This window comes from Nitrospirillum viridazoti CBAmc, from assembly GCF_000730165.1.
In the GTDB taxonomy this organism is placed as follows: domain Bacteria; phylum Pseudomonadota; class Alphaproteobacteria; order Azospirillales; family Azospirillaceae; genus Nitrospirillum; species Nitrospirillum viridazoti.
Map to the genome: position 1 here is coordinate 1,176,244 of NZ_CP022111.1, position 16,914 is coordinate 1,193,157.

General features: G+C 66.9%; 13 protein-coding genes and 1 tRNA gene. 4 read left to right on the top strand and 10 right to left on the bottom strand.

Annotated features, from left to right (window positions below; translation table 11 throughout):
* Window positions 1–58: 58 nt before the first annotated feature.
* Window positions 59–1,426: a bifunctional UDP-N-acetylglucosamine diphosphorylase/glucosamine-1-phosphate N-acetyltransferase GlmU gene (gene glmU, locus Y958_RS18520; protein WP_088873432.1), complete on the bottom strand. Its 1,368-nt coding sequence runs from the start codon at window positions 1,424–1,426 to the stop codon at window positions 59–61.
* Between the two features lie 163 nt (window positions 1,427–1,589).
* Between glmU and gph the strand changes: the two genes are divergently transcribed.
* From gph to Y958_RS18535, 3 genes are all read left to right on the top strand, one after another.
* Window positions 1,590–2,264 (top strand): phosphoglycolate phosphatase, encoded by a 675-nt coding sequence (gene gph, locus Y958_RS18525; RefSeq protein ID WP_088873433.1) that lies wholly within the window; start codon window positions 1,590–1,592, stop codon window positions 2,262–2,264.
* A gap of 41 nt (window positions 2,265–2,305) precedes the next feature.
* Entirely contained in the window at window positions 2,306–3,370 is a 1,065-nt protein-coding gene (locus Y958_RS18530; RefSeq protein WP_088873434.1) for a hypothetical protein, read from the top strand.
* Window positions 3,371–3,453: 83 nt separating this feature from the next.
* Window positions 3,454–4,515, top strand: coding sequence for a hypothetical protein (locus Y958_RS18535; protein ID WP_088873435.1), 1,062 nt, complete (start codon window positions 3,454–3,456; stop codon window positions 4,513–4,515).
* Window positions 4,516–4,594: 79 nt separating this feature from the next.
* Here Y958_RS18535 and Y958_RS18540 read toward each other — a convergent pair whose 3' ends face one another.
* The 5 genes from Y958_RS18540 to Y958_RS18560 all read right to left on the bottom strand — a co-directional run bounded on the left by Y958_RS18540 (window position 4,595) and on the right by Y958_RS18560 (window position 11,308).
* Window positions 4,595–5,119, bottom strand: a complete 525-nt coding sequence (locus Y958_RS18540) for a hypothetical protein (protein ID WP_145727909.1) — start codon at window positions 5,117–5,119, stop codon at window positions 4,595–4,597.
* Between the two features lie 173 nt (window positions 5,120–5,292).
* Window positions 5,293–7,941: a valine--tRNA ligase gene (locus tag Y958_RS18545; protein ID WP_088873437.1), complete on the bottom strand. Its 2,649-nt coding sequence runs from the start codon at window positions 7,939–7,941 to the stop codon at window positions 5,293–5,295.
* Between the two features lie 113 nt (window positions 7,942–8,054).
* Window positions 8,055–8,657 (bottom strand): DUF2497 domain-containing protein, encoded by a 603-nt coding sequence (locus tag Y958_RS33150; RefSeq protein WP_088873438.1) that lies wholly within the window; start codon window positions 8,655–8,657, stop codon window positions 8,055–8,057.
* Window positions 8,658–8,967: 310 nt separating this feature from the next.
* On the bottom strand, window positions 8,968–10,341 hold the full coding sequence (locus Y958_RS18555) for a TolC family outer membrane protein (protein ID WP_244909451.1): 1,374 nt from the start codon (window positions 10,339–10,341) through the stop codon (window positions 8,968–8,970).
* A 313-nt stretch (window positions 10,342–10,654) separates the two neighbouring features.
* A complete protein-coding gene (locus Y958_RS18560; RefSeq protein ID WP_088873440.1) occupies window positions 10,655–11,308 on the bottom strand; it encodes a protein-L-isoaspartate O-methyltransferase family protein in 654 nt (217 codons plus the stop codon).
* Between the two features lie 308 nt (window positions 11,309–11,616).
* Here Y958_RS18560 and Y958_RS18565 point away from each other — a divergent pair.
* Window positions 11,617–11,690: transfer RNA gene (locus Y958_RS18565), tRNA-Cys, on the top strand.
* 141 nt (window positions 11,691–11,831) lie between these two features.
* On the opposite strand, the gene Y958_RS18570 is transcribed toward Y958_RS18565, so the two are convergent.
* The 4 genes from Y958_RS18570 to Y958_RS18585 are packed head-to-tail and all read right to left on the bottom strand — an operon-like array spanning window position 11,832 to window position 16,895.
* Window positions 11,832–12,773 carry an aldo/keto reductase gene (locus Y958_RS18570; protein ID WP_088874078.1) on the bottom strand — a complete coding sequence of 314 codons (942 nt, stop codon included), beginning with the start codon at window positions 12,771–12,773 and terminating at the stop codon, window positions 11,832–11,834.
* A 2-nt stretch (window positions 12,774–12,775) separates the two neighbouring features.
* Window positions 12,776–14,263, bottom strand: coding sequence for an efflux transporter outer membrane subunit (locus Y958_RS18575; RefSeq protein ID WP_088873441.1), 1,488 nt, complete (start codon window positions 14,261–14,263; stop codon window positions 12,776–12,778).
* A 17-nt stretch (window positions 14,264–14,280) separates the two neighbouring features.
* Window positions 14,281–15,735: a DHA2 family efflux MFS transporter permease subunit gene (locus Y958_RS18580; protein ID WP_244909452.1), complete on the bottom strand. Its 1,455-nt coding sequence runs from the start codon at window positions 15,733–15,735 to the stop codon at window positions 14,281–14,283.
* 29 nt (window positions 15,736–15,764) lie between these two features.
* The gene (locus tag Y958_RS18585) at window positions 15,765–16,895 is read right to left on the bottom strand and encodes an HlyD family secretion protein (RefSeq protein ID WP_088873443.1); all 1,131 of its coding nucleotides are present in this window, start codon (window positions 16,893–16,895) and stop codon (window positions 15,765–15,767) included.
* Window positions 16,896–16,914 lie beyond the last annotated feature (19 nt).

The following is a 16,914-nucleotide window of genomic DNA, read 5'->3' on the forward strand; positions in this document are numbered from 1 at the left end:
CCATCCCTTGCCTCATATCATCACCCAGCCGGGCCACCCTGGCCTAACCCTTTCGCGCTCAGCCCTTCTTCTGCGCCGCCTTGCGTGCCTTTTGCATGGCGGCAAAGGCCGCGGCCCAGCCCTCCTTCACCACCTGGCGGCCACGGCCGATGGCCAGGGCGTCGGCGGGTACCGGCTCGGTGATGGTGCTGCCGCCGGCGATGAAGGCCCCGTCGCCCACCTGCACCGGGGCCACCAGCGTGGCGTTGGTGCCGACGAAGACGTTGCGGCCCACCTGGGTGCGGTACTTGAAGGTGCCGTCATAGTTGCAGGTGATGGCGCCGGCGCCGATGTTGGTCCCCTCCCCGATGTCAGCGTCGCCGACATAGGCCAGGTGGTTGGCCTTAGCGCCGTTGCCCAGGGTGGAGGCCTTGACCTCCACGAAGTTGCCGACGTGGGCGCCGGTGCCGATGTCGGACCCCGGGCGCAGGCGGGAATAGGGGCCGATGATAGCCTCCCGCCGTACCACCACGCCTTCCAGGTGGCAGAAGGGCCGGATGGTCACGCCATCCTCCACCACCACGCCAGGGCCGAACACCACGTTCTGGCCCACGGTGACATCGCGGCCCAGCACCGTGTCGGCGGAGAACCACACCGTATCCGGGTCGGCCAGGGTGGCGCCGTTCAGCATGGCCTGGCGGCGCAGGCGGGCCTGCATCAGCTTTTCCAGCTTGGCCAGCTCGACACGGGAATTGACGCCTTCCACATCCGCCGGGTCCCCCTCGGCCACGGCGCAGGCATGGCCCTGGTCGCGGGCCACAGCCACGGCGTCGGTCAGGTAGTATTCGCCCTTGGCGTTGGCGCTGCCGATGGCGTCCAGGATGGCCCACAGGCGGCGGCCATCGAAGGCCATCAGCCCGGCGTTGCACAGGCCGATCGCCCGTTCCTCCGGCGTGGCGTCCAGGAATTCCACGATCTTGGTCAGGCCGCCGGCCTCATCCTGCACCAGCCGGCCGTAGGCGGCGGGATCGGCGGGGCGCATGCCCAGCACCGCCACGGCCGGGTTGCCGGCGCCGCGCCGCGCCTGGACCAGCAGGGACAGCGTCTCCGGCCGCACCAGGGGCGTGTCGCCGAACAGCACCAGCACGTCGCCGTCGAACTCGCCCAGGCTCCCACGCGCCGCCTTCACCGCGTCGGCCGTGCCCAGTTGCTGCGGCTGCAGCACGGTGGCATGCGGCGCGACGGCCTTGGTCACCCCCTCTTGCCCGGGGCCCACCACGACAATGATCCGGTCGGGATTCAGTGCCGACGCCGCCCGCAGCACGTGGGCCACCATGGGCTCATTGGCGATGGGGTGCAGAACCTTGGGCAGGTCGGACTTCATCCGGGTGCCCTTGCCCGCGGCCAGGACGATGCAGGCGAGGGCGGTCGACGTCTGAGCGGTCATGGCGATAACCTTATTCACGGCACTGTTTGGATTCACGGCACTGTTTGGGGGGCGACACGTCGTCAGATGGGATGAACCCATGGCCGACGCCATTGCCAGCGAGGCCCCCTTACTGCCACAACGATGGTGTCTCGCGAAACCGCCATCGCCCGGATGCCGCCCCATGAGCCTCATGCCCGCCGCCGTCCTGTTCGACTTCGACGGAACGCTGATCGACAGCGCGCCCGACATCCTGACCGGCATCAATCGTCTGCTGGATGAGGAGAACCTGCCCAACCTGGACCTGGCGCAGGTGCACCAGTTTATCGGCGACGGCGCCCCGATGCTGGTGACCCGCACCTTCGCCGCTGTCGGCCGGCCGCTGGATCCCGACTCGGTCCCCGCCATGACCGACCGCTACATGGCGATCTACGAGGCCCTGCCGGCCGATCCGTCTTGCGTCTTCCCCGGCGTGGCCGAAACGCTGGCCAGCTTGAGCGCCGACATCCCCCTGGCGCTGGTGACCAACAAGCCGGAGCGGGCGACCCACGCGGTGCTGGAGGCCATCGGCCTCGCCCCCTACTTCAAGGCTGTGGTCGGGGGCGACAGCCTGCCGACGCGCAAGCCCCATCCCGGCCCGCTGCTGCACGCCATGGCCCATCTGGCCGCCGCACCCGGCAAGACCATCATGGTGGGTGACGGCGCCAACGACGTGACCGCCGGGCGCGCCGCCGGCTGCCAGGTTGTATGCGTTACCTATGGCTATCCGCGCATGCCCGTGGAACAACTGGGGGCGGACCGGTTGGTGGATCATTTCCGCGACCTGCCGTCCGCCCTGGCGGATTTGACGGCGGGGTGACGGCCGGGCCGACGTCACCGGCTTATTGGGGAAAGTCGCATATGCGTGGTTTGGATTTGCGGGCCGATCGGGAGGAATACCTGGACGCCCTGCTGGTGACGGGCACGGCCTTCATCCTGGCGGTGGCGCAGTGGCGCCACATCGTCCACTTCTTCGACCAATACCTGCTGCAGAACCTGCAGGCTGAGGTGGGGGTGCTGCAGGGCTATCCGCACTGGCGCTTCTTCCAGTCGCGCGTGCTGGCGCCCTTCCTGGAACATCTGATCGAACTGACGGGCGTGAACCTGACCATCGCCCACGCCGTCGTCGCCATCTTCGGCCTGACCGGCGCCGGCCTGGCCCTGTTCTACGCCGCCCAGGCGGCGGCAGGCCAAGGAACGGATGGACGGCAGAAGGCCTGGACGGCCTTGCTGGCCATGCATGTCCTGTTCATGGCCCTGATGTCCAAGCCCTGGCTGTACATCTGGGATTTTGTGCTGCTGCTGACCACGGCGGTGTTCTACCTGCTGGTCCTGACCCGGGCGCCGTGGTGGTCCTTCCTGGCCCTGCTGGGCGTGGCTTGCTTCAATCATGAATCCGCCGTGTTCATCGGCGGTTATATGATGGCCAAGGCCGTCATTGACGCCTGGGTGGAAAAGCGCCGGCCGGACTGGCGCTGGCTGGCCTCGGGCCTGCTGGGCAGCGTCGCCGCCTTCGCCGTAATCGAGTTCCTGCGCCGGACGCTGCTGAAGGAAGAGGTCGGCTACAAAATCTTCCGTGATATCCAGAAGTCATCCTCCACCACCTTCGACGCCTATTTCCATATCCAGGTGGGGGAGAATTTCGGCCAGTTCTACGACTGGATCACCGATCCCGGCCTGTCGCTGGATCTCTTGATCCCTGTCTACCTGGCCACGGTACTGGGACTGACGGTGGTTATGGTAAAGCGACATGGTATCCGCGCCCTGTCCCTGGCGGCCTTCGTCCTGATCCAGGTGCTGGCCGTGCTGGCCCTGGGCCTGACCAACGAAACACGCACGCTGCTGCATCTCGCGCCGTTCGTGGCCCTGGCCGCCGTGTGGCTGAAAAAGCCCACGGCGGAAAATCCCGGTCCCTTCGCCGCCTGATCGCATGGGGCGGGACCGCACCATACGATCGGGCCCTAAGCACCATACGGTCAGGCCATAAAATGACGAACCTGGGAGGTGACATGCATGAAGTACCCGCCATCGGCCAGACGGGTCGCTCAGGCATTGTCGCCGTGGGGGCTACGGCCTTCCTGCTGGCCATCGCTGAATTCCGCCTGATCAGCTTCTATTTCCTCGATTACATCGTCCAAAACGTTGCGGCGGCGCAGGGCGTCTTGGACGGTTTACCGCACTGGCGCGTCTACCAGTCGCGGGTGCTGGGTCCCCTGGTCATGGCCGCCGTCAGCTGGCTGGGGCCATCCCTGCTCAACGCTTATTTCATTACCGGCATCGGCGCCCTGACGGCCGCGGCCGTGGTCACCTTCCGCGTCGGCCGGCGGCTGGAGGGGCCGGCCGGCGGCTGGGCGGCGATGATGGGACTACTCGCCCTCTTCCCACTGGTCTTGAGCCGACCCTGGCTCTATATCTGGGACTTCTTCATCCTGGTCATCGGCGCGACCTTCCTATTGCTGGTGGTTCGGCGGGCCCCCTGGTGGGCCTTCCTGGCGCTGATGGCCGTGGCCTTCCTGAACCATGAAAGCGCGCTGTTCATCGCCATATGGATGGCGGTGCAGGGCTTGGCCGACAACTGGATGCGGTGGCGGCTGGCCTGGCGGCAGTGGGATTGGCGCCTGCTGGGCGGGGGTGTGGTCGGCGGTGTGGTCGGCCTGGAAGTGGTCGAACTGCTGCGCACCCTGCTGTTGAACCGCGAGATCGGACCAGAACTGTTCGCCGATGCGAGCCAGATCGGCGACCACACCGGGGGCATGCATATCAAGCTGCTTCGCAACCTGGGCTCCGTCATCGATTGGTTCATCACCTTCGACTACAGCTTCCCGTTTCTAATACCTCTGTTGCTGCTGTGCGCCGTCGCCGTGGTCGGGGTCTTGCTGGCTCGTTATCGCCTGAAGGCCGCCGGGCTTGCCGTCTATGTCGCGGCACAGGTGGCGGCCCTCTGCATCGCCGCCGAATTGGCGGAAACCCGGGTATTGCTGCAGTTGGTCCCGTTCCTGGCGGTCGCCCCCCTGCTGTTGAACCGGACCCGCTGGCTGGACGAGGAGGCCATCAAGGCGCCCGCCCCTTGACCATAGGCGGACACGGTGTGGCAAAAGCCGGGGGCCGCTTCAGCCTGGCCGGACCGGGCGCACCGCCGGAATGCGGATGTTACTGGCCAGTGGGCGCGGCGGGACGGGTGGCGTTGCCCTGGGTGGCGTTGCCCTGCACGTTGATGGTGTAGGTCTGCTTCTGGGCCGTTCCCATGGGGTAGAAAACCTGCACCTCCAGCACGTCCGCACCGGTATAGCCTGGGGCGGGCTGGTACCACAGCTGTTGGGCGGGCATGGCCTTCTTGTTGCAGGCGGCGCGGGGATTGCCGGCAGGGAAGGTCGGATAGTCCGTCCCATCGCGCAAGCTGGCGGTGCCGTGGGCTGGCGCGGTGAGGATTTCCACCGTGATGCCAGAAATCGGGGCGCAATCCTCATGCAGGCCCTGATAGAAATTCAGCTCGCGCTCCTGTCCCACGGGAACGGTGCGGGTCAGCATGACCTTTTCCGGCGTGCCGATCGTACCAGCCGGCCGGGGCGCCGTGCCGCCGTTCATGGTGACGGGTACGACCTGCACATGCTGCACCGCGCAGCCCGCCACAAGGGCCACGGCAGCCATCATCACCATCCAACGCCCAGCGGTCATCGCATCCTCAAGGGGGAAGTCAGGATGCCGCCCCGCGCGACACCTCCCGCATAGGTCGCATTATTCCAATGAATACATCCATGTGACAAACGGCCGCCCCAAAGGCTTTTCCCCGGAGCGGCCGTGCATCACGTCATCTTGACCCGGAGGAGCCCGTGTCAACCCACCCGGCATCAGCCCAGGCGGGACAGCGCCTCGGCCAGCTTGGCGCGGGTGCCATCGGCCTCGGCCCGGCGCTCCCGCTGTTCCTCGATGACCTCGGGCGGGGCCTTGTCGACGAAGTTGGGATTGCCCAGCTTGGCGTCGACCTTGGCGATTTCACCCTCAAGCTTCTGGATTTCCTTGGCCAGGCGGGCCTTCTCCTTGGCGATGTCGATGAAGTCGGCCAGGGGCAGGACCAGCGTTGCCTCATCCACCACCGCCTGCACGGCACCAGTGGCCGGCACCTCCTCGGTCAGGGCGATGTCGGACAGGCGGGCCAGCTTCAGGATCAGGTCGCGGTGGGTGCCCAGGCGCGCAGCCGTCTCCGCCCCCGCCCCTTTCACCAGCAGCGGCAGCTGGGCCGACGGCGGCACGTTCATTTCCGACCGGATGGTGCGGATGGTGGAGATGAAGCGCACCACCCAGTCCATCTCGGCCTGGGCGCCGGCGTCCTTGTAGGCCGCCGGGTACTGCGGCCAGGCGGCGGTGATCAGGTCACCGCGCTGCTGGCCCTCGCCCAGCTTCTCCCACAGCTCTTCCGTCAGGAAGGGCATGATGGGGTGCAGCAGATGCAGGATCTGGTCCAGCACCCAGGCGGTGACGGCACGAGTCTCGGCCTTCGCAGCCTCATCCTCACCCTGCAGGATGGGCTTGGTGAATTCCAGGTACCAGTCGCAGAAGCTGCCCCAGGCGAAGTGGTACAGGGCGTTGGCGGCATCGTTGAAGCGATAGCCCTCCAGCGCCTCGGTCACCTGCGCCGCGCAATCGGCCACCGCGCCCACGATCCAGCGGTTGACCGTCTGGGTCAGGCGCGTGGGGGCGAAGCCCGGCACCGGCACCACCTGGTTCATCTGGGCGTAGCGGGCGGCGTTCCACAGCTTGGTCGCGAAGTTGCGGTAGCCCTCGACGCGCGAGGTCGCCAGCTTGATGTCGCGGCCCTGGGCTGCCATGGCGGTTAGGGTGAAGCGCAGGGCGTCGCAGCCGTACTGGTCGATCAGGTCCAGCGGGTCGATGACGTTGCCCTTGGACTTCGACATCTTCTGCCCCTTCTCATCCCGCACCAGGGCGTGGATGTAGATGGTGCGGAAGGGCACGTCGCCCATGAAGTGGATGCCCATCATCATCATGCGGGCGACCCAGAAGAAGATGATGTCGAAGCCGGTGACCAGCACATCGCCGGGGTAATAGCGCGCCAACTCCGGCGTCTTCTCCGGCCAGCCCAGGGTGGAGAAGGGCCACAGGGCGGACGAGAACCAGGTATCCAGCACGTCGGCGTCGCGGGTCAGGGGCGTGGCGGCGCCGTAATGGGCATCCGCCTCGGCCTGGGCCTCGGCCTCCGTCTCAGCGACGAAGAATTTGCCGTCCGGCCCGAACCAGGCCGGGATCTGGTGGCCCCACCACAGCTGGCGGCTGATGCACCACGGCTGGATGTTGCGCATCCACTCGTAATAGGTGTTTTCCCACTGCTTGGGCACGAACTGGGTCTTGCCCTGCTCCACCGCCTCCAGCGCGGGCTTGGCCAGGGTGACGGCGTCGCAATACCACTGGTCGGTCAGCCAGGGCTCAATGACCACGCCGCTGCGGTCACCGTGCGGCTGCATCAGGGTGTGCGGGTCGATCTTCTCCAGCAGGCCAAGGGCCTCGATCTCCTCCACCACCTTCTTGCGGGCGGCGAAGCGATCCAGCCCCTGATACTCGGCCGGCGCATGCTCGTTCAGCTTCGCGTCGCGGTCGAACAGGTTGATCATGGGCAGGTTGTGCCGCTTACCGACCTCGAAATCATTGAAGTCATGGGCGGGGGTGATCTTCACCGCACCGGTGCCGGTCTCCGGATCGGCATACTCGTCGGCGACGATGGGGATGCGGCGGCCGGTGATGGGCAGGATGACATGGCGGCCCACCAGATCCTTGTAGCGCTCATCGTCCGGATGCACGGCGACGCCGGTGTCACCCAGCATGGTCTCGGGCCGCGTGGTGGCAACGGTGATAAAGGTGTCCGCCATGCCTTCCACCGGATAGCGGAAGTACCACAGGCTGCCCTTCACCTCTTTCTGCTCGACCTCCAGGTCGGAGATGGCGGTGTGCAGCTTGGGGTCCCAGTTCACCAGGCGCTTGTCGCGATAGATCAGGCCCTGGCGGTACAGCTCGACGAACACCTTGCGGACGGCGGCGTTCAGGCCCTCATCCATGGTGAAGCGTTCACGTGACCAGTCGGGGGAGGCGCCCAGGCGGCGCAGCTGGCGGGTGATGGTGCCGCCGGACTCGGCCTTCCACTCCCAGACCTTCTGCAGGAAGGCCTCGCGCCCCATCTCGGCCCGCGTCTTGCCTTCCTTGGCCAGGTTGCGCTCCACCACCATCTGGGTGGCGATGCCGGCATGATCGGTGCCGGGCTGCCACAGGGCGTCACGGCCGCTCATACGGTGATAGCGGATCAGCAGGTCCTGCAGCGTGAAGGTCAGCGCGTGGCCCATGTGCAGGCTGCCCGTCACGTTGGGCGGCGGCATCATGATGGTATAGGGCTGGGCGTTGCTGTCCACATGGGCGGCGAAAGCGCCCGAGCGCTCCCAGCGCTCATAGCGGCTGCTTTCGACATCGGCGGGGGAGAAGGTCTTGTCCAGCATGGCGGGCACCTGAAATCGCACTAAAGCGGCAAAAGAAAAGGGCGGCGCGGGGTAGAGCGCCGCCCCCTATGAAATTACCTGGGGCTTGGCAAGGTTTATCGAAGCGGCGCGCCTCAGTCGAGTCCGCGCCGTACCACCTTCTCGATCTCGCGCTTGACCAGGCGCTCGACCAGGGAGGGCAGGTTCTCATCCAGCCATTCGCGCAGGATGGGGCGGACCAGGACGTGCACGATCTCCTCCAGCGTAACGTCCGAGCGGCCAATGGGCCCCTCCCCCGTCAGGCTGGGGCCGCCGCGGCGGAAGCCCGACAGTCCGGAGAAGGCGCGGCTGGCGGCGTCTTCCGTGAACTGCGACATCAGCCGATCGTCGTCCATGGGCGGCGGCGGGCGGCGCGGCGGCGGGGGCGGCGGCTCATACGCGAAGGGATCCGGCAGGGGCTCGGGCTCAGGCTCGGGCTCGTCCGGGATGATGTCCGTCAACTCCAGCACGTCATCCTCCGGCGGAGGGGGCGGGGGTGGCGGAGGAGGCGGGGGCGGCGGCATGGGCACCGCCTCGAAAATGTCATCCTCCGGCGGGGGCGGAGGGGGAGGCGGCGGCGGGGGCGGTGGCGGCGCCTCCGGCTCGGGCGGCGGCGCGTCGGTGTCTTCAGAAATGATCCGCCGGATGGAGGCGAGGATTTCCTCCATCGAAGGTTCTTGTTGTGACTTGTCAGCCATTGTTGCCTAACCTGACCTGTAACGGCGTGGACCTGTAAGCGCCGGCCCCGCACCGACGTATGGGCACCGACATTCGGGGCAGCCTAGGGCAAGAACAGTAAAAATGCCATTGGGTTAATCACGGCCGCGCCGGTCGCCAATGCTGGCCTGCGTCATCCCGCCCTCCCCTATTCGCCGCCGCTATTGCTTCCCCTCAAGAATAGGGTGGGCCGCCGCCTTTCCACAAAAGAAAAGGGCGGCCCCCAAGCCATGGAACCGCCCCCGTCTGACGCGTGCGACCAGGCGGATCGCCGCTTACTTCTCGATGGCCTCACTTCTCGATCGAAGGACCCCAGAGCTTGTCCTTGACCTCTTCATAGTGGGCCTTGGCGTCGTACAGCGGGACGTTCAGGCCCAGCTTCGCGGCGGTCAGGTCGCCCACGGCCGACAGCACCTCGTAGGACGCCACCTGCTCGTCATGTTGGGCGCGAACCAGTTGCACCTTGGCATTCACCAATTCCTGCTCGGCGTTCAGCACGTCCAGGATGGTGCGGGAACCCACCGACTGTTCCTGCCGCACGCCTTCCAGCGCGATCTCGTTGGAGGCGACGGCGCTCTTGTAGGCCTCGATGGCGGCGCGGGCCGTCACCAGGGCCTGCCAGGCCTTCACCGCCGTCTCATCGGCCGAACGCACGGCTTCCATCACCTGGGTGCGGCGCTGCTGTTCCGTCTGCTTGGCGCCGCGCACCTTGGCCGAGGTGCCGCCGCCCTCATACAGCGGAATGGTGACGCGGGCGGAAATGACGGCCGTGTCGTACTGCACGCCCGGAAGCGACTGGTCCCAGTTGCGGTAGTACTGGGCACTGGCCGACAGCTGCGGCAGCATCTGGCCGAAGGCGCCATCGACCGCGTCCTGCGACGCCTTGTGGTTGTAGCGCGCGGCGACGACCACCGGGGCCGACACTTCAGCCGCGGCCATGGTCTCTTCCTGATTCACCGGCAGGTGCACCAGGCGGCTCGGCTGTTTCAGCGTACCGGGCACCTGGCCCATCAGCTTGGCATAGGTGGCGCGGCTGGCGGCCAGGGCGCCCTGGGCGGAAATGCGGTCGGCCGTGGCGCCGGCCAGGCGCGACTCGGACTGGCTGACGTCGGTGCGGGTCAGCTCACCCACGCGGAAGCGATCACGCGACGCCTCCAGCTGCCGGGTCAGCACCTGTTCGTTGTTGATGTTCAGGTCCAGGACGGCCTGGTCGCGCACCACATCCAGATAGGCGGTGGCAGCGGCCAGCAGCACCTGCTGCTCGGTGTCCAGCAGGCTGGCCCGGCCGGCCTCCACCTGGTTCTCGGCCTGGCTGATGCCGGCCTGGATGCTGCCGCCGGCGTAGATCGCCTGGTTGATGGTGACGCCGGTCTGCGCCGGGTTCATGTGCTGGATGGCGTTGCCCTGGCTCAGCCGCTCCTTGCCCAGGTTGCCGTCGGCGGTGACGGTGGGCAGCATGCTGGCGCGGGCCTGGGGCACTCCTTCATCCGTGGCCCGCTGGCCGGCGCGGCTGGCTTCCAGCGTTGGATTGTTCTGGTAGGCCTGGCTCAAGGCGTCTTCCAGCGACTGCCCGTGGGCCACGGTCGCCACGGTAAGGGCCAGCGCCGTCAGCGGCAGGGTGGCGGCCAGCCGGCGCGCCCGCTTCACCCAATGTCCGGTTCCCATGCCCTCTGCCCCACATCCAGCGGTGTTCACTTGCATCGCCATTTTCCCCAAACACCTTAAATAAATATCATAGGTGGGGCACGCCCTGACGCACGCGACCGTAGCGGAACCGCACCCCGAATCCCCATCGGCGCCAATGCGCCCCTTAAAAAACACTCTGTAACATGATCGGTGGAACCGCAAAGGTCCACTTAAGGCCATGTTTCGGGGGACCGTCGCCCCCAAATCCGCCCATCCCCGGCCCAGGTTGGCCGCGAAAGGGTGAAACGAAGCCCCGCGGCGGACAGCGGGTACCCGGCCGCAGGGCTTCGGATCAGAACACGAATTCGGCGCGGCGCTCGAAGCCCGGCAGGGGCCGGACGGCGGCGTCGAACAGGATGCGGTGCGACACCACGCCACCCACCTTGCGGTAATAGCGCGCCTCGCCCAGGCCGGCAGCGTTGATGACCACGGCCACCAGGCGGCCGCCCTCGGGCAACTGGTCCAGCAGGCTGGCCGGCACCTCGGGCACCGAGCCGTCGATCAGGATAGCGCCGTAGGGCGCCTTGGCGGCGTGGCCGGCGGCCAGGTCACCCTGTACCACGGCGACGCCGGCGACACCGGCCAGCGCCTTGCGCGCGGCCTCGACCAGGGCGGGGTCGCTTTCCAGCGCCACCACCGAACCAGCCATCTCGGCCATGATGGCGGCGGCGTAGCCGGTGGCCACGCCCACGGCCAGCACCTTGTCGGCGCGGGTCAGGGACAGTTCCTGCACCAGGCGGGCCAGGACCATCGGCTCCATCAGGTAGCGGCCGGGGGCCACGGGCACGTCCTCGTCGACATAGGCGACGCCGGCCAGCGCCTCGGGCACGAACCGCTCACGCGGGATGGCCAGGAAAGCCTCAACCACGAAGGGGTCGGTGACCTTGTTGGGGCGAATCTGCCCCTCGATCATGTTGACGCGGGCGGCGGTGTAGTCGGCGGCCATGGGATATACCGATCTGATGGAAACGAGGCGGAGGAAGATGCGCGCCACGGGGCCTTTCGGTCCGCACACGCTTGAAAAACCAGGATCGGTATATATCTCCCCCGCCGCCCGAAGACAATTGATGCCTGCACCGGGCGTCCATCCGCCGCCCCCGCCAAGCCCTCGGCGCGGCCCTGGCCCCGCGCCGTCACCGAAACGTCAGAAAGCGACGCCAGCATGCTTGACCGCCCCGACGGGCGACGCTATAGAGGCGCCCTGCCCTGACCTCAGGCGCCGCTGGACGGCCCCTCCGGTCAGTTCTCGTGGATGGCGCGGTGGCAGAATGGTGATGCAACGGACTGCAAATCCGTGAATCCGGGTTCGATTCCCGGCCGTGCCTCCAACTCCTTCTTTATATAAGTGTTTGCTAAGCGACCCAAAGGTTGCGCGAAACAGCGCATAGTCCTGCGCGATTCGGCGCACAGCCGGCCAGTCCAAGGCGCGCGGCGTCCAGAACGAAGCCGGCGGCACGGGCAAGACCGCACTATCTCGTCCGGGGGATGAAGCCGGGCACCCCGGTTTCGACCACCGTATTGAACCGGATGTTCGTCCCGATGTCGTAGCGGATCTCCTGCATGGCCGCTTCCGGCAGTGCCGTGATCTCGAAGTTTTCCCGTATATGGTCGGGATTGATCGATGTCGTCAGAAACGCGGTGCCCCGCTGCACGGCCCAGGCCAGCGCCACCTGCGCGGGCATCCGGCCAAGACGGGCCGCGATGGCGACCAGCACCTTGTCGTCCAGCACGCGGGGTTCCATGGCGTGCCCCAAAGGCGCGAATGCCTGCATGAGGATGCCGTGCTGCCGGCAGAAATCGAGCAATTCCCACTCCTGCAGGTAGGGATGGGATTCCACCTGCACCATGGCGGGCTTGATCCGGGCGATGGCGACGATGTCCTGCAGCGCCTCCAGCGTAATGTCCGACAGGCCGATCGAGCGGCACCGTCCCTCCTCCACCAGGCTTTCCATCGCGCGCCAGGTGTCCGCCAGCGTGACATCCGGATCATAGATCACCTGCCCCTGCGCATCCCGCGGATCCTGCTCCTCACCTGGGCGAAAGGCGAAGGGCGTGTGGATGATGTAGCAGTCGATGTAATCGACCCCCAACCGCCGGCAGCTCGCCTCGAAAGCGGGGCGGACGCGCTCCGGGCGATGGTTCGTGTTCCATAATTTGGTGGTCAGGAAGACATCTTCACGCTGAACCCCGCCCGGCCGAAACGCCTCCTGCAGCGCCTCGCCCACCGCCGCCTCGTTGCGGTAGCGTTCCGCGCAATCGAAATGCCGGAACCCCACCTCCAAGGCGGCCTTGACCGCCCGTTTCGTGGCCGCGGCATCGGGGATCAGGGTGCCGAAGCCCATGACCGGGATCTGTTCCGCCCCATGGTCGGACGGGAAGGTCGTACGGAAAAACGTCTCATTGGTGGTCATGATCATGGTTCCTTGCTTGCGCTGGCCACACGCCCGTAAGAGCCGGAGGCATTGCCGCCGAGCGCGATGAAGAATTGCACCGTGTCCAGATACCGGGCCGTCTTCGCCCGGATCTGGCCCAACAGCGCCCGTTGATAGGCACGTTCGGCATCGAGCACCTGCAGGACACCTGTCTCACCCGCCCGGTAGCCGTCCCGGTTCAAGCGCAAGCTGGTCGCCGCGGCGGCCAGAGCCCGCTCCTGGGCCGAATACTCGTCCCCGTCGTGGCCGAGCGCCTGAAGCACATCGGCGACCTGTCCCAATGACCGGACCACGGTCCGCTGATAAGTCGCGCGCGCTGCGATGTAGCCGTCAACCGCGGCCCGGCGGTTCGCTTCCAAGGCACCGCCGTGGAAAAGGGGGCCGGCCAGGCCGGCGGCGACACCCCAAAGCGAATTGCCGGCCTGGAACACCGATGCGGGATCGGCACCGGCCTGGGTCAGCGAGCCAGACAAGGTCAGGTGGGGGTAAAGGTCGGCCGTGGCCACGCCCACGGCCGCGCTGGCGGCCCGCAGGTCGGCCTCGGCCTCAAGCAGGTCGGGGCGGTCGTGAGCCATTTCGGACGGCAGGCTGAGCGGCAGATCCAGCGGCAAGGTGAAATCATCCAGGTCGAAGTCCGGCACCACCCCCTCCGCCGGCCCCTGCCCCGCCAGGACGGCCAGCGCGTGGCGCGCCGCGTCCCCTTGCTGGGCCAGCGGCGGCAACAGGGTCTGGTCCTGCGCCAGCTGCGTTTCAGCCAGTGCGACGTCGGGCTGGGCGATACCGCCCTGCATGTGCGCCCCGCGCAGAAGGGCCAGCGTGCGCTCGTCGTCGGCCAGCAAGGTCCGCACCGCCGCGCTCTGGGCCCGTGCGGATGCCAGCAGAAAGGCTTGGCTCGCGACATCGCCGGTCAAGGTCAGATAGGCCGCTTCGAAACGATGTTTCTGCGCGTCGGCCAAGGCGCCCTGTTGCTCGACAAGCCGCTTCGTCCCGCCGAAAATATCAAGGTCGAAGCTCACCCGCGGGCCGACGGCATAGAAGTTGGCGGTCGCCGGTGTTGGCGCGTTCGACCGGCCCCGGCCGATCTGGGCCCCCCAATCCACTTGCGGATAGAGATCGCCCCCGGCGGCCCGGACCGCCTCCGACGCCTGTGCTATCCGCGCGTCAGCGATCTTGAGATCGAAATTCCCATCGATCGCCCCGCGCATGGTGAGGTTGAGCCGCGGCGAGTGAAACACCGTCCACCAGTCCCCGTCCAACGCTTCGCCAAGCTTGATGCGCTGGTCGCCCGGCCGATCACCGCCAGAGGCGAGCCGGCTTTCCGCCTCGCGATCATAATGCGTCGATACCGGCGGCGCCGGCGGCGTGTAATCGGGACCGACGGTACAGGCCGGCAGGAGAACCAGAGACAAGGCCGCCGCCACCGCAGCCCGGGGAAGCCGCCCGTCAGGCAGGGATGCAAGGGACGCCATTTCATGGACCTCCTGGATTAGCGGTTGGCGGAGCGCGGCGCGCGGAGCAGCGCGACGAGCGGGCTTACGGCCAGCACCGCAAGCATCAGGATCTTGAATTGGCCGATGATGGCGACCGTGGCCGCCTGGCCGGTGACCATCTCATTGAACCGGGCCAGCGTCGGTCCGGCGGCCTGCGCCAGACCGTGGGCCGCGGCGCGATAAGGCGTCAGGTCCTTGGCCAGCGCCAGGTGCATGGCCTGGGTGTTGCCGTAGAAGAAAATCTGGACCACCGCGATGCCGATGGTGCTGCCGTACAGGCGCGACAGGTTGAAAAGCGCGGCACCGTCCGGGTGAAACTTGCGATCGAGCGTGCTGAACGCTGCCCGTCCCAGTGCCGGCAGCAAGATGCCAAGGCCCAGGCCCTGCAGCAGGCCGGCGATGGCAACCGGCCGCCAATCCATCGCCGGCGAATAGCCCAGCATGCGCCAGTTGGCGTACGCCACCAATGCCATGCCAATCAGGAGGGGGACGCGGTTATCCACACGCGCCGGCAGCCGCCCGGCCAGCATCAGCACCCCCACCAGCGCGACGCCGCGTGGGATGGCCATATAGCCGGTGGTGTCGACCGGATATCCGAAAAGTTCCTCCAGCATCGGCGACGTCAAGGCCAGGGTCGGCAGCAGGACGAAACCAGCGGCGAAGACCATGATGACCGACAGGACGAAATTGCGGTCCCTGAACAGCGCCTTGTCCAGAAAGTGTGCCTGCGCCGTCAGGACATGGATGACGAAAAGATAGAAACCGAGCGCGGCGGCGATGGCCTCCACCCAAATCTCCGGCGCGGCGAACCACTCCAGCCGCTCACCCCGGTCGAGAAGCATCTGCAGGCCGACGATGCCCAGCGAAAAGGCCGCCCAACCGAAGAAATCAAAGTGTGGGTTCCGCTCGGCTTTCTTCTCCGGCAGCCAGAGCGCCATCGCCAGGAAAACGAACCCGGCCAGCGGCAAGCTGACATAAAAGATGGAGTGCCAGCCGTGATAGTCGCTGAGCCATCCGCCGAGGGGCGGGCCGCTGCTGATGCCGAGCAGCGTGCATGCCGTGTGCGCCACGCCGACCTGGGCGTGCCGCGCCGGTGGCTGCACATCAAGCAGGATCGCCAGCGCCAGGGGACCGAGCGGGCCACTCGCCGCCCCCTGGATGATGCGGGCCAGGACGAACTGGGTGGAGGTCTGTGCCACGACATCGAACACGAGGCCGGCGGCAAAGACAGCGATCGACCACTGGAAGAGTGCCTTCCGCCCGAAGCGGCCGGCGAGCCAGCGTGTCATGGGCAGAACAACGATGCCGGCCGTGACATAGGAGGTGAATATCCAGCCGATCTGATCATCCGCCATCGACAGTGTGCCCTGCATGTGCGGCAGGGCGGCATTGGGGACGGATATGTTGACGCCCTGCATGAAGGTCGCCGCGAAGGCCGCGATGGTGAGCACACGGCGGCCTTCAGATGGGGGGCCAGCGGTCATTTGGCGCCCCCCGCCGTCCCGGACGCGGGCTCAAAAGGTGCGAACCAGTTACGCCGGTGCGCGGTATCGACCCGGGCCGTGACGCTGATGCCGGAGAACAGCGACCCGTTTGGTGTCGGGCCATCAAGTTCCAGGCGCACCGGCAGGCGCTGCACCACCTTGACCCAATTGCCGGTCGCGTTCTCAGGCGGCAGGACCGCGAAATCCGACCCCGTGCCCGGGCTCATGCTGACGACATGGGCGCGGAAGCGGCTGTCGGGAAAGGCATCGATGCGGATGGTCGCGGACTGGCCAGGCTTCATATGGGTCAGGTCGGTTTCCCGGAAATTGGCTTCCACCCAGACATGCTGGCTGGACAACAGGGTGAACACGGGCGCGCCGGGGGTGACGAAGTCACCGACCTGCAGCTCATCGACCCGTGTCACGATGCCGTCGTCGGGCGCGGTCACGGCCGTGTAGGAGAGGTCGAGCCGGGCCCGGTCGAGTTCGGCCCTGGCCGCACGCACGGACGGGTGGCGGTCGATTGCGACATCCGGATCCCCGTCCAGGGCGACCACGGTGCTCGCCATTTGTTGCTCCAGGGATGAGATGCGCCGGCGTGCGACCTTGAGGTCCGTCTCCGCCCGCTCATAAACGGCGCGCGAGGCGAAATCCGACGCGACGAGCGCCTTCTTACGGGCATAGTCGCGATCATAGAATTCGGCGGAGTCCCGGGCAGACTGCAGCTCCGCCAACTGTTGACGGTAGGTCGCCTTCAACGCGCCGATCTGAAGGCGCGCCGTGTCGAGCCGCGCCTCCGCTTGGTCGACCACCAGGCGGTAAGGCTGGGGATCGATCTGGAACAGCAGTTGCCCTTTGCGGACGCGCTGATTGTCCCTGACGGCCACGTCGACAGCCTGGCCACCAACACGGGCGTTGACCGATTCCTTGGCCATGCGGACGAAGGCGTCGTCGGTCGAAACATAGGGTTCGTCGGCGATGTACAGCCGGGCGCCCGCCGCGGCCAGCACCAGAGGGAACGCCACAAACAGGGGCAGGCGCAGTCGTTCCCTGAGGCTCTTCCCCGACTTCGCCGCCCCCGTCGTGGGCGGGTGAACATCAAGCGGCCTTTCGATTTGCGCGTCCATCGCGGGACCTCTCGTTCGA